The following is a 12,812-nucleotide window of genomic DNA, read 5'->3' as shown; positions in this document are numbered from 1 at the left end:
CGCTTCTGTCGCGCTGCGCTGCAGATCTAGCCGAGAACCGGTCTTACTTGGATCGAAAGGGCGGGAAGTTAAAGTGTATTCAAGCGGCGCTGGCCAAAGGAGAAATTTGCCCTGATAACCAGCCAGCCTCTCTAGAACGAGTGTTTGAGTTGCTGCGTATTGAGCGTCAAACACAGTTGCCACAGTTGTCAATAAATTATGCTACAAGATCCAACTTTGTGTCGCATTCTGTTTTGTCGGACTCTTGGCAGCATTTGAACGGTAGTGCACCGGTACCAAGTAGCGAAGAGAAGCAGAAACGGAAAAAGCACCGGTTTCGCAGGCCCCGACAAAATGTTCCCGAATGGTTGACTGTGTTGTGCCGAAAAGTCCGCAAGCGGCAAATTTCACCAGTCGAGAATCTATCTCCACCTCAGACGCTTGAAGCTTTGATTAATGGCTGGGCGGCATTCCTGCTTCACGGCCGCTCGTTTTACGGCAACATGTTACAGCCCAAAACAGTTGCCAACTATGTTCGGGATGTCGGTGTAGGTTTGGACAATCTGCTCTGTGCCGACTCGATCTTGGAAGTTTCGCCGGATGCGCTTGAGGAGCTCTATGAGCTGATGCTAGAGGCTCAGCCCACCTCGTCTATGAGGAGGAATCTCGCCAGGGGATTGTTGGAGTTTCATGGTCACCTGCAGAAAACTTTTGCGTATCCGCCAATCAGCCCCTATAGCACGCTGGGCATTGGGAAAACACCTCAGTTCGTCGATGCTCAGATCCTCAATGAGGACCAATATCGTCTGGTCCTCCGGGACTTAGCCACAGGCCCTTTGAGCCTGCGCTCACCACGTCTCGCCATCGTTGCTCAAGCCATGATGATCTTCGGATTTCGTCTGGGATTGCGCCGCAATGAGGCGCTGAAATTGCTGCGTCGAGACCTGCAATTGCCTTCGCTGCCTGATGCGCGAGCCGCTGCAGTAAGGCGTCGACATCAGAACCTCAAGCGGCTATCGCCTGAGCGATTTACTGTTCTTGAGCGACCGATCAACTTGCTTATTCGACCACATGCTCAGCGCGCGTTAAAAACACGCAACTCGACACGGACGCTGCAACTTCACGTGTTGCTTGAGCCAGATGAGTTGCAGCTCATTGAGCGCCTGGCCCAGCTACGTGATGACGAAGAGCTGAAGAGTCCATATTCGGAATTCTTGTTCTGTATCCCGGAATTCCAGACTCGATGGGTATCTGAGTCAACACTGATGCCAGCTATTCATGACGCACTACGCCGGGTGACTGGGTGCAGCGATATGCACTATCACCACCTGAGGCATTCGGCCGCGACGTGGTTGACGTTTAAGTTAGCCGCGTCAGCATTCGGTATTAGTCAGGAGGCTGGGTTGCTGTTCGGTGAGCATCCGCAAACCATGAAATGGCTGCTGGACACAGAACGGTTCAATCGAGCCTTTCTTCACTCCCCGGAGTCCGCCACTCGACGTGTGATCCATATCACCAGCGCTGTGCTCGGGCATGCGAGTCCCAAAATATCCCTGCTCCACTACATCCATTGCATGCCATGGTTATCAGCGCTGTGCTGGCAGTGGAATCCTGAATTTTGGCCGCCTGGCCATGTCATCGCGAAAATTGCCCAGGTCAGTTTGCCAAACAAGCCGGACGACCTACCTGCGCCAGGCCTGCATGCAGAGATTCGGCACATGCGGAGAATCATCGGCCGTATGCGGGTCTATAGGCGCAGCAACCAAGGAAAAATTAAGCGTCCGCTGATTTCCCATCAGACGAGTGAGGGTGGATGGGCACTGACGAGAATGAATGAAATCTCATCCATGCTCTCCTATGAGGCATACGCGGAGGCATCGGGGCAGTCGGTCAACATGGACTGGGTTGAGTTTACCGAAGCTGATCGGTCGGCCATGCTGGAACGGGCGAGGTACATTAGCCACCTCGGCAAGCATCGCCTGCAGAGTCCAGCAATTTCTGACTCAGATCATAGAATTGAGCTTGTCCCAAGACCGCCTAAACACGGAGGTCTGGCCGGGGTGGTGGCCTATGCGGATCAGCTCTATCGCCTGCTAAGCAGCCGGCATAAAGCCAAAGCTGGTCGAGTGCTGGACGATTTCGTGGAACGCTGCTGGGCGAGCGAGACGACACTGCGCTTCTACCCCGGTAGGGATGATCAGAGTGCTCGTGAGTACCTGTGGCTGTTATCTGAGCTGGGCGTCCCTTGGGCTGATATTGAGTTCATCATTTACGATGAACGCACGCCCAGGCAAACCAAAAGTCGTTGGCGCACGGTTCTGGGAAAACCTCGTTTGAGGATCATTGAACAAGTCCCGGAGAATCGAAGCAGCCAGAACAGTCACATAGGCATTCGAGTGATGCTGCGTTTGCCAGGTGCCAAGCCCACTGCTCAGGAGCAGAACCATCACTCCGGCGCCGCCTTGCGCTACCTGATGCTGATGGCCTCCATCGACTGGCATTTCCGTGCCTGACCAAGTCCCGGAGGGCATTCAGCCCTCCGGATCATCCTGCAATTCCAGCAAATCCCCCACCTGGCAGTTCAGGTACTGGCAGATCGTTTCCAGGTCCTTGAGCTCCACCCTCTGCGCGGTCTCGTGATAGAGCCGCGTGAGGGTTCCGCGGTTGATCCCGGTGTCCCTGACCACGTCACTGATCTTCAGTTTCCGCTCGCCCAGTAAGCGAGACAAATGGCACTTGACCATCACAATCTCCAAAAATGATCTGCAGAAGATCATTTTGTCCTTGCAAAGCTCAAAATGAGCGTTATATTGATCTGCAGGAGATCATTATGAGGACTCAGAAGCTCATAAGAATCCGCTGTCGTTCAATTTAGCAGAGAGGGCATAACCATGTCTCACACATACCTGACTACCGAGGAACTGGCCACGCGCATGAAGTACGACGCGCGCACCATCCGTAATCGTTTGAAAGATTCAGTCCTGCTCGAAGGAATTCACTACTTCCGTCCCTTTGGCGGCCGCAAGATCCTTTTCATCTGGGAGGCCGTCGAAGAAGACATGCAGAAATTCTCGCGGGCTTCTGGGCTGGTTCCGATGGCTGGTGGAGGCATCTGCCATGGGTAAGATTCGTGCCCGTGCCGACAACGAAAAGTTGTTCTTTGACTTCACCTACCTGGATCAGCGCTGCCGCGAGCAGACCACGTTGCCTGATACGCCTGCTAACCGGAAAAAGCTGGAGAAGATCCTTGAGCGCATAGAGGCGGAAATCACCCTCGGCTGCTTCGACTACGCCACCTACTTCCCTCAAAGCAGCAAAGTGCAAGAGATCAGTCGGCTGCAGGCTGGCTGTGCATCGCTGAAAACACCACTGTTCAAGGATTTTGCCGAATTGTGGTTTGAGGAGATGAGGGTCGAGTGGCGTGATACGCACGCCAAAACCGTGCGCCTTACCCTTGATAAGCATTTGCTGCCTGAGTTCGGCAAAAAAGAGGTCAGCGCCATCACCAAAGCAGAACTTCTGTCATTCCGCTCGGCACTCGGCAAAGTCCCCGGGCAGAAAGGTCAGAGTCTGACAGCGACGCGAATCAACCACATCATGACGCCATTGCGCATGATCCTTAGTGAGGCAGCTGACCGCTTCGAGTTTACCTCGCCATATCTCAACATCAAATCACTGAAAGTCCCCAAGACAGACGTGGAACCCTTCACCTTGGATGAGGTGCTGCAGATCCTCAGCACAGTGCGTGAGGACTTCCGCAACTACTACACCGTGCGCTTTTTCACAGGCATGCGGACGGCCGAAGTTGATGGTCTGCAATGGAAGTATGTCGACTTTCAGCGGCGGCAGATTCTGATCCGTGAAACTTGGGTGGGCGGCAAGCTCGACTACACCAAGAACGACGGCTCACAGCGTGAGATCGATATGTCCGAGCCGGTTTACCAGGCGCTCCTCGGCCAGCGGGAGAAAACCGGCAGCGGCCAGTTCGTCTTCTGCACCCGCGAAGGTACGCCGCACGCATACCGCAACATCAACGACCGGGTTTGGTACCCGCTGCTGCGACACCTGGGTTTGCGCAGGCGGCGTCCTTACCAATCCCGCCATACAGCCGCGACCCTCTGGCTGGCGGCTGGTGAAAACCCGGAGTGGATCGCCCGGCAGATGGGACACACCACCACCGAGATGCTGTTCCGTGTCTATTCGCGCTATGTCCCCAACCTGACGCGGCGTGATGGCAGTGCCTTCGACAACCTAATCAAAGCCAATCTCAAGGCCTGAGGAGTTCCACCATGAAACTGATCAAACGTGACAACGTAACCCCTCTGTATCCATCGATGGAGGCTCGCGAGCATAAGTATCTCAAGCATCTGGCTTCAGCCATGAGTCACTACCTTGAGAACCCCCATGGCACCGAGCTTATTTGCATCCTCGGCTCCGGCTACGAGAAGGATAATCGGCATGCCCTCGAAACCTGGGTCGCCTACCACCGCAACGAAGTTTTCGAGAAGCGCCTGGAGGGTCGCAGTCCGCTGGACTATCTGATCGAGAAGCTTGAGAGCCTGTTGGGTAACTAAGTTCGAAAGGGGCCGAAAGGCCCCTTCATTGTTGTACCCTGGCAGTGGCGAGACTGTTCCATTCATTCGCCAATCTTCGTTTGGGTTGGGTTACCGCCCCCCCTGCCGGTCACAGCTCAACTTGAACATCCAGTCAGGCAGTTAAAGACCCGGGTTGAAGGATTGGTTTACTATCCGGACGTGAGCCAGAGCACATTTTCTCCTGCCCGCTGATGGGCAAGAGGGAGGCCGGGAGAACAGGGACAGTGGTAAACAAGCAACGCGTATTGGCCAGTTGGGTTGGCGGGAATGATCTAAAGGCAGTTGCAGGTGCTGAGGCAGGCCCGATCCTGGCGACCCTGAGCACGGTGTCCTTTGATTGTGTCGAGCTGATTTGCTCATACCCCGCCGAGCGCGTTGAACCCTATCTGGACTGGCTCCGCCAGCAGGTCGATGTACCCGTCACCGCGCATTACGTGACCTTGTCTTCCCCCGTTCATTTCGGGGAGATCTACCAGGCCGCCAGTCAGCATTTAAAGCGCCTCAATACTCCCGCAAACCAGCTCTCCATTCTGCTCAGCCCCGGCACCCCGGCCATGCAAGCGGTGTGGATTCTGCTGGGCAAAACGCGATACCCGGCGACTTTCTACCAGTCCTCACTTGAGCAAGGCGTTCAGCAGGTCGAAGTGCCTTTCGAGATCGCGGCTGAGTATGTACCAGCGGCCAATGCCATCAGCACCGACAAGCTGGTTCAGCTCGCCGGGCTGGATGCCCCTGTGGATGCAGCCTTCGACAGCATCGTGACGCAGAGCGAGCGCATGCTGACACTCAAGGCGCAGGCGCAGATACTCGCGACGAAGCAGGTCCCAGTACTGATTTACGGTGAAACCGGTACCGGCAAAGAGTTGTTTGCCCGCGCCATTCACAATGCCGGCCCACGTTCTGTTGCGCCCTTTGTGGCGGTGAACTGCGGGGCCATTGTGCCGGAGCTGATCGACTCCACCCTGTTTGGCCACAAGAAGGGCGCATTCACCGGAGCGATTGCCGATCGGCCCGGAGTGTTCCAACAGGCCCATGGCGGCACGCTGTTTCTGGATGAGTTCGGTGAGCTGACGCCGGATGTGCAGGTGCGACTGCTGCGTGTCCTGCAGGAAGGCACCTTCACCCCAGTCGGCTCCAGCCAGGAATTCAAGGTCGATGTGCGGCTGATTACCGCCACCCACCGCAACCTGATGCAGGAAGTCGCCCAGGGGTGCTTCCGCGAAGACCTGTTCTACCGCATTGCTGTGGGCGTACTGCACCTGCCGCCGCTTAGAGAGCGCGAAGGGGATCTGCTGTTGCTGTCCGAAGCGCTGCTGGCAGGTATTGCCAGCCAGGACACCAGTCTCGGCGATAAGAAAATTTCCGCAGAAGCAAAAAATCTTATCCTTCAGTATCCCTGGCGGGGCAACGTTCGTGAGCTGCAATCCACCTTGTTGCGCGCAGCGCTCTGGTGTCAGGGTGATTTGATTACTGCCCACGATATCGAGCAGGCACTGTTCAAGCTGCCGCAAGCGCAGGCTGATGTATTGGCCATGGATGTTACCCAAGGTATTGATCTACAACAGGTAATTGCTGAGGTAGCAGGGCATTATCTGCGTAAAGCGCTGACGCTTACCGGCAATAACAAGACCCGGGCGGCCAGCCTGCTAGGCCTCAAAAGCCAGCAAACGCTGAGCAACTGGATGGAAAAATACGGCATCGATTAAAACTGGCACGGTCCTCGCTGTAGGACCGACATGGACAGAATCGCCTTTATGAAATCAGTCAACTTCGAGTTCATCCGCCCCGGCAACGAGCTGCTGGCCAACCTCGCCGGTCTTGCAGAGGCTGTCCTGCACATCGATCCGGGCAGCGCGCTCACCCGTATGCGCAGCTTTGCCGAAGAGCTGACCAAAGCCATCTACAAGGAAGAACTGCTGCCGCGTATGCCGCAGTCGAGCTTCTACGACCTGGTGAAAAACCCGGTGTTTGTTGATTGCGTCAGCAAGCCGCTGGTGCACCAGATCAACTTCCTGCGCATCCAGGGCAACGACACCGCCCACGGTGCCGAGGGCGATTTGCGCAATGCCCAGCTGGCCCTGAAGACCGCCTACCAACTGGCCATGTACATGGCCATCAAGTACTACGGCATCGCGCAAGCTTCGATCCCCGCATTTGCCGAGGTCAAAGACCCAACGGCGATGCTGGCCAGCCTGCAGAAAACCGTCTCCAGCTATGAGAAGGAACTCAACCAGCAGCAGGAAGCGCTGCAGAGCGTGATGGACAAGCTGGAGCAGGAGCGCACCCGCCACCTCGACAAGGTCGACCCGCCTGCCAAGCCTGACCAGCAAAAGCGTCAGCAGCAGAGCCAGCAGGTGGCCGACAGCCTGCAGTGGAATGAAGCCAAAACCCGCGCACTACTGATCGACGCCATGCTTCTGCAAGCCGGCTGGGATGTCAGCAACCCCGCACAAGTCGGTCAGGAAGTCGAAGTCGATTTCCCCGGCAACGTCTCCGGCAAGGGCCGCGCGGATTACGTGCTATGGGGCGACAACGGCCAGCCACTGGCCGTGATCGAGGCGAAGAAGTCTGGCAATGTCAGTCTGCAAGCCGGGCGCGAACAGGCGCGCATGTACGCCGATGGCTTCGAGCGCATGGGCATGCAGCGTCCGGTGATTTTCTACAGCAACGGCTACGAAACCTTTATCTGGGACGACAAGCAGTACAACACCTATCGCCCGGTATACGGCATCTACAGCAAGGACAGCCTCGAATACCTCGCCTATCAGCGCCAGTATCGCGTCCCCACGCTGGAGAAACACAACCCCGAGCTGAGCATCGCCGACCGCCCCTACCAGATCGAAGCGATCAAAACTGTCGCCGCGCACTTCCAGCAGCAGCGCCGCAAAGCCCTGATCATCCAGGCCACCGGCACCGGTAAAACCCGTGTGGCCATCGCCCTGGCTGAATTGCTGCTGCGCACCGGCTGGGCCAAACGCGTGCTGTTCCTCTGCGACCGCAAAGAGCTGCGCGTGCAGGCCGATGACGCCTTCAAGCAAAACCTGCCCAGCGAGCCGCGCTGTGTGATCGGCGAAACCGGCAAGGTCGACCAGACCGCGCGCATCTACATCGCCACCTACCCGGGCATGATAAACCGCTTCGCCCAGCTTGATGTGGGCTTCTTCGACCTGATCATCGCCGACGAAAGCCACCGCAGCATCTACAACAAGTACCGCGACCTGTTCGACTACTTCGACGCGCTGCAGGTCGGCCTCACCGCCACGCCGGTGAAGTTCATCAGCCGCAACACCTTCGATATTTTCGACTGCGAAACCACCGACCCGACTTTCGAGTTCGGCCTCGATGCTGCCATCAATAATGAGCCGCCGTATCTGGTGCCATTCCGCGTGAAGGACCTCACCACCGACTTCCTACGCGACGGCATCCACTACAACGACCTCAGCGACGAGCAGAAGCGCCAGCTCGAAGAGGACCTCGGCGAGGAAGAGGCCAAGCGCACCACCATCGCCGGCAAGGACATCGGTCGCAAAATCTTCAGCGAAGACACCGACCGCATCATCCTGGAAAACCTGATCAACAACGGCATCAAGGATGAAACCGGCTCACTGGTGGGCAAAACCATCGTCTTCGCCCAGCGTCAGGACCACGCCGAGCACCTGGAAAAGCTCTTCTGCAAGCTCTACCCGCAGTACGGCACCAAGGTCTGCAAGGTCATCCACAACGCCATTCCGCACGTGGACACCCTGATCAAGGAATTCAAAAAGCCGGATAACGACTTCCGCATCGCCATCTCGGTCGACATGCTCGACACCGGCATCGACGTACCGGAAGTGGTCAACCTGGTGTTCGCCAAGCCGGTCAAATCCTGGGTCAAGTTCTGGCAGATGATCGGCCGCGGCACGCGCCTGCGCCCCAACCTGTTTGGCCCCGGTAAACACAAAACCGAGTTTCTGATCTTCGACCACTATGGCAACTTCGATTTCTTCGAGCAGGAGTATCAGGAGCCAGAAGACACCGGCAGCAAATCCCTGCTGCAAACCACCTTCGAGGCCCGCCTGGCGCTGGCCCAGGCCGCCCTGCGTCACAACCATGCCGCCGCCTTCGATGCCGCCATTGCGCTGTTAAGGGCTGACATCAACGACCTGCCCGACACCAGCGTGGCGGTAAAGCGTGAGCTGCGCGCGGTGCACCAGTTGCAGCAAACCCAACAGCTGCAGCAGTTCGATGGCAAAACCCAACACCTGCTGGCCAACACCATTGCCCCGCTGATGTCCGCCCGCGTGCTGCGCGACAAACACGCCACCGCGCTGGATAAGCTGATCGCCGGTATTCAGTGCTGCCTGGTCGAGCAGGCAAGTTGCTTCGAGGACGGCAAAATTGCCCTGCTGGCCGAGCTGGACAAGCTCGCCGTCAACATTCAGGCCGTCCGCCAGAAGGATGCTCTGATCGCCGAAGTACGTAGTGCCGACTTCTGGCTGCAGCCGGGCATCGACAAGCTGGAAAACGCCCGCCAGGAACTGCGCGGCATCATGAAATACCGTCAGACCGGCACCGGGCCGGGTGATGGCATAGGAACCACCAAAACCAAGGATGGCAACCTGCTGGGCGACGAGCGCGCGGTGTACATCACTGGCGCCAGCGAGGCCATGATCTACCGCCGCCGCCTCAAGGACATTCTCGCCGGCATGCTTGCCGCCAACCCGACCCTGCAGAAAATCCACAAGGGCGAGCCCATTGCCGAGAGCGAGTTGAAGACGCTGACCTCGACCATCCTCACCAGCCACCCCGGCGTCAGCCTGGAGGTGCTTAACGAGTTCTACGGTCGCACAGCGGATCAACTGCACCTCACCGTGCGCGAAATCATCGGCCTGGATGCCCATGCCATCGAGGAACACTTCAAACAGTTCCTCCATGCCCATCCCAGTCTCACCGCCCAGCAGGTGCGCTTTATGAACCTGCTGAAAAACTACATCGCCCAGCACGGCAGCATCGTGATTGAAACCCTCTACGACGCGCCGTTTTCCAGCATCTCCCACGAGGGCATCGACGGCGTGTTCGCTCCCGCCGATGTCACCGAGCTGGTGGCCGTGCTCAAACCTTTTTTGAAGAACCCCGACCACCCCGGCGCACCCGCCTGATGGCCGCCCAACCTACAGATCGAGACGACTGAATGCTCACCGGCAAAATCCGCAACGACATCGACAAACTCTGGGAAAAATTCTGGACTGGCGGCATCACCAACCCGCTGACTGTGATCGAGCAGATCAGCTACCTGATGTTCGCCCGCATGCTCGACATGCAGGAAGACGTGGCCGAGCGCAAAGCCAACCGCACCGGCAAGCCCTTCGACCGCCTCTTCCCCAATACCCCGGAAGGCCAACTGCTGCGCTGGAAGAACTTCCGCAACATGAGCGGCAAGGAGCTGCACAGCCACCTCAAGCAGAAGGTCTACCCCTTCTTCGCCCAACTCGGCGTCGCCGAAGGCGAGGGCGGCGAGCGTGAAGGCCTTGGCCATATCAGCGAGTACATGCAGGACGCCGACCTGGAGATCAAGAACGAGTCCGTGCTTACCTCCGCTGTGGAGATGGTCAACGACCTGCCGCTGACCCAGAGCGACGTAAAGGGCGATATCTACGAATACCTGCTGAGCAAGCTCACCACCGCCGGTATCAACGGCCAGTTCCGCACGCCGCGCCATATCATCGACGCGATGATCGAGCTGATCGCCCCACAGCCCACCGAGGTCATCTGCGACCCGTCCTGCGGCACCGCAGGCTTTCTCGCCCGCACCATGGAATACCTCAACCGCGTGCACTCAAGCCCCGAAGGCACCTTCACCGACGAAGACGGCAACCTGCATTACTCCGGCGACCTGCTCGAACCCTACCGCCAGCACATCAACAGCCAGATGTTCTGGGGCTTCGACTTCGACACCACCATGCTGCGCGTCTCCAGCATGAACATGATGCTGCACGGCGTGAACGGCGCGAACATCCGCTACCAGGACTCCCTGAGCAAATCCATCAAGGAGCACTACCCGCGTCAGGAACAGAACTTCTTCGACGTGGTGCTAGCCAACCCGCCGTTTAAAGGCAGCCTGGATGAAACCAACACCAACCCCGACGTGCTCGGCCTGGTAAAAACCAAAAAGACCGAGCTGCTGTTCGTCGCCCATATCCTCCGCTCGCTCAAGCTCGGTGGCCGCGCCGCGGTGATCGTGCCGGACGGCGTGTTGTTTGGCTCGTCCAAGGCCCACCAGCAACTGCGCCAGGAGCTGCTCGACAACAACCAGCTGGAAGGCATCGTCAGCCTGCCCAGTGGTGTGTTCAAACCCTACGCCGGCGTCAGCACCGCCATCCTGATTTTCACCAAGGGTGGCACCACCGAGCGTGTGTGGTTCTATGACTTGCAGGCCGACGGTTACTCACTGGACGACAAGCGCACCGAGCTGAAAGGCGAAGCCAGCAACGACCTGCCCGACGCCATCGCCCAGTGGCACAAATACCGGCAGATGGTCGAGGGCAATATCAGCGCCAGCACCATCAATACCCTGTTCGGCGACAAGCGCAAAAAGGCCTTTGTCGTTCCGGCTGAGGATATCGCCGCCAACAAGTACGACCTCTCCATCAACCGCTACAAGGAAGTGGAGTACCAGCAGGAGCAGTACGAGGACCCCAAGGTGATTCTGCAACGGCTAAAAGGGGTGGAGCAGGAAATTCTGGCGGATCTGGATGAGCTGGAGGGGATGCTGTGAGTTGGCCGATGGTGAAGTTGGGTGATGTGGCCGAAAGAGTTGATTATGGTCTCACTGCGTCGGCCAAAGAAGATAATGAAGGTCCTCGATTTCTTCGTATCACTGACATGCAGGATGATGCTGTCGATTGGAGTACCGTACCGTCTTGTGAATGTTCGGAGAAAGAGTTCAAAGAGAATGAGCTCTCGGTCGGAGATATCGTATTTGCTAGAACTGGGGCGACAACGGGTAAGAGCTTTTTAATCAGGAATTTACCAAGGCCTTCAGTTTTTGCATCGTACCTGATTCGTGTGCGCCCCACGGATGAAGTAGATTCAAAGTACTTGGCATACTTTTTTAAATCTCCGCAGTACTGGTTTCAAATTACAGCGATGGCAGAAGGTGCTGCTCAGCCTGGGGTAAACTCAAGCAAACTCAAGGAGCTGGAAATCCCCCTCCCACCTCTGCCCGAACAAAAGCGCATCGCCGCCATCCTCGACAAGGCCGACGCCATCCGCCGCAAACGCCAGCAAGCCATCCAGCTCGCCGACGATTTCCTCCGCGCCGTGTTTCTGGACATGTTCGGTGATCCGGTGACCAATCCGAAGGGGTGGGAGGTTAAATCAGTCGCTGACTTAATTCGAGCGGGTGTAATACTTCAGGTTCAGGATGGAAACCATGGTAATGACCATCCAAAAGTAAGTGATTTCACAGAAAGTGGTATTCCGTTCGTAACCGCAAATGTTGTGCGTAGAGGGAAAATTCTCTTTGATCAGTGCTATTACCTTGATCATTCTTGGCTGGATAAGCTTCGTATCGGCTTTGCTAAGCCCAGAGACGTACTTATTTCACACAAAGGGTCGTTGGGGTTTACTGCAGTCCTAGATGACACATACGAAGATTACATTTTTAGCCCCCAAACTACGTATTACCGGGTCAACGAAGAAAGGCTGTTGCCCGAATATCTTAAAGGGTATTTTGATTCAGGCTTCTTTCAGAGCTTATTTGCGAAGGAGGGCATTCAGTCGACGCGTGCTTACCTGGGTATTACAAGGCAGAAAGATCTCCCAGTAATGATCCCGGAGATATCTGCTCAAATGAAATTTCTGGATGTTTTTTCAAAGTACAAAAATTTATCTGAAAAACTATTTGAGCCTACAGCTAGCGCTGAATTTTTTTCATCCCTAAGCCAAAAAGCCTTCTGGGGCGAACTGTGAAAAGCCCAAAAGCATTCACTCGCACATCCCTGTGCTCGGGGCTTCGCCCCAGCCTGCGGCTGTGCAAATGTGATCCCGTCACATTTGTCTCCGGCCAGTTGTAGATAAGGAAATCCCCATGCGTCTTAAGTCCGTCAAACTCACCCATTTTCGCGGCTACCGCGCCACCACCGTTATTCCCATCGACGAAGCCATGACCGGCATCGTCGGTCGCCATGGCGATGGCAAATCGGCCAGCCTTGAGAGGTCGGGCTCGCTTGAATAGACAAGGCGCTCAGTGTGTCTCTC

General features: G+C 56.6%; 10 protein-coding genes. 9 read left to right on the top strand and 1 reads right to left on the bottom strand.

Annotated elements, in window-relative coordinates:
• Positions 1-2,492 (top strand): hypothetical protein (locus N7650_RS27420; RefSeq protein ID WP_279900859.1); only part of this gene is annotated, 2,492 nt, incomplete at its 5' end.
• 18 nt (positions 2,493-2,510) lie between these two features.
• Here the strand turns inward: N7650_RS27420 and N7650_RS27415 are convergent.
• Positions 2,511-2,723, bottom strand: a complete 213-nt coding sequence (locus N7650_RS27415; protein ID WP_003292745.1) for a helix-turn-helix transcriptional regulator — start codon at positions 2,721-2,723, stop codon at positions 2,511-2,513.
• A 147-nt stretch (positions 2,724-2,870) separates the two neighbouring features.
• Here N7650_RS27415 and N7650_RS27410 point away from each other — a divergent pair, with 147 nt between their 5' ends.
• From N7650_RS27410 to N7650_RS27375, 8 genes are all read left to right on the top strand, one after another.
• Positions 2,871-3,104 (top strand): hypothetical protein, encoded by a 234-nt coding sequence (locus N7650_RS27410; RefSeq protein WP_003292744.1) that lies wholly within the window; start codon positions 2,871-2,873, stop codon positions 3,102-3,104.
• Positions 3,097-4,257, top strand: coding sequence for a site-specific integrase (locus tag N7650_RS27405; protein WP_033982774.1), 1,161 nt, complete (start codon positions 3,097-3,099; stop codon positions 4,255-4,257). Before N7650_RS27410 ends, N7650_RS27405 begins: the two co-directional genes overlap by 8 nt.
• An 11-nt stretch (positions 4,258-4,268) precedes the next feature.
• The gene (locus N7650_RS27400; protein ID WP_033982776.1) at positions 4,269-4,553 is read left to right on the top strand and encodes a hypothetical protein; all 285 of its coding nucleotides are present in this window, start codon (positions 4,269-4,271) and stop codon (positions 4,551-4,553) included.
• 245 nt (positions 4,554-4,798) lie between these two features.
• Positions 4,799-6,280 (top strand): sigma 54-interacting transcriptional regulator, encoded by a 1,482-nt coding sequence (locus N7650_RS27395; protein ID WP_033982783.1) that lies wholly within the window; start codon positions 4,799-4,801, stop codon positions 6,278-6,280.
• A gap of 48 nt (positions 6,281-6,328) precedes the next feature.
• A complete protein-coding gene (locus N7650_RS27390; RefSeq protein ID WP_279900855.1) occupies positions 6,329-9,712 on the top strand; it encodes a DEAD/DEAH box helicase family protein in 3,384 nt (1,127 codons plus the stop codon).
• A gap of 32 nt (positions 9,713-9,744) precedes the next feature.
• Positions 9,745-11,328 (top strand): class I SAM-dependent DNA methyltransferase, encoded by a 1,584-nt coding sequence (locus tag N7650_RS27385; RefSeq protein WP_023124955.1) that lies wholly within the window; start codon positions 9,745-9,747, stop codon positions 11,326-11,328.
• Complete coding sequence (locus tag N7650_RS27380) at positions 11,325-12,524, top strand: restriction endonuclease subunit S (RefSeq protein WP_071534480.1); 1,200 nt, start codon at positions 11,325-11,327, stop codon at positions 12,522-12,524. The genes N7650_RS27385 and N7650_RS27380 overlap by 4 nt, the downstream gene beginning before the upstream one ends.
• Before the next feature lie 118 nt (positions 12,525-12,642).
• Positions 12,643-12,789 carry a hypothetical protein gene (locus N7650_RS27375; protein WP_023124957.1) on the top strand — a complete coding sequence of 49 codons (147 nt, stop codon included), beginning with the start codon at positions 12,643-12,645 and terminating at the stop codon, positions 12,787-12,789.
• Positions 12,790-12,812 lie beyond the last annotated feature (23 nt).

Origin of the sequence: Pseudomonas sp. GD04058 (genome assembly GCF_029836855.1) — a bacterium.
In the GTDB taxonomy this organism is placed as follows: Bacteria; Pseudomonadota; Gammaproteobacteria; order Pseudomonadales; family Pseudomonadaceae; genus Aquipseudomonas; species Aquipseudomonas bharatica.
Note: the sequence above shows the minus strand (reverse complement) of the source record. Positions and strands in the feature narration are given on the sequence as shown.

Bases quoted from the DNA above. Each gene is read 5' to 3' on its own strand.
- N7650_RS27385 (WP_023124955.1), top strand. From the start codon at position 9,745: ATGCTCACCGGCAAAATCCGCAACGACATCGACAAACTCTGGGAAAAA.
- N7650_RS27375 (WP_023124957.1), top strand. From the start codon at position 12,643: ATGCGTCTTAAGTCCGTCAAACTCACCCATTTTCGCGGCTACCGCGCC.
- N7650_RS27415 (WP_003292745.1), bottom strand. From the start codon at position 2,723: ATGGTCAAGTGCCATTTGTCTCGCTTACTGGGCGAGCGGAAACTGAAG.
- N7650_RS27390 (WP_279900855.1), top strand. From the start codon at position 6,329: ATGAAATCAGTCAACTTCGAGTTCATCCGCCCCGGCAACGAGCTGCTG.
- N7650_RS27405 (WP_033982774.1), top strand. From the start codon at position 3,097: ATGGGTAAGATTCGTGCCCGTGCCGACAACGAAAAGTTGTTCTTTGAC.
- N7650_RS27410 (WP_003292744.1), top strand. From the start codon at position 2,871: ATGTCTCACACATACCTGACTACCGAGGAACTGGCCACGCGCATGAAG.
- N7650_RS27400 (WP_033982776.1), top strand. From the start codon at position 4,269: ATGAAACTGATCAAACGTGACAACGTAACCCCTCTGTATCCATCGATG.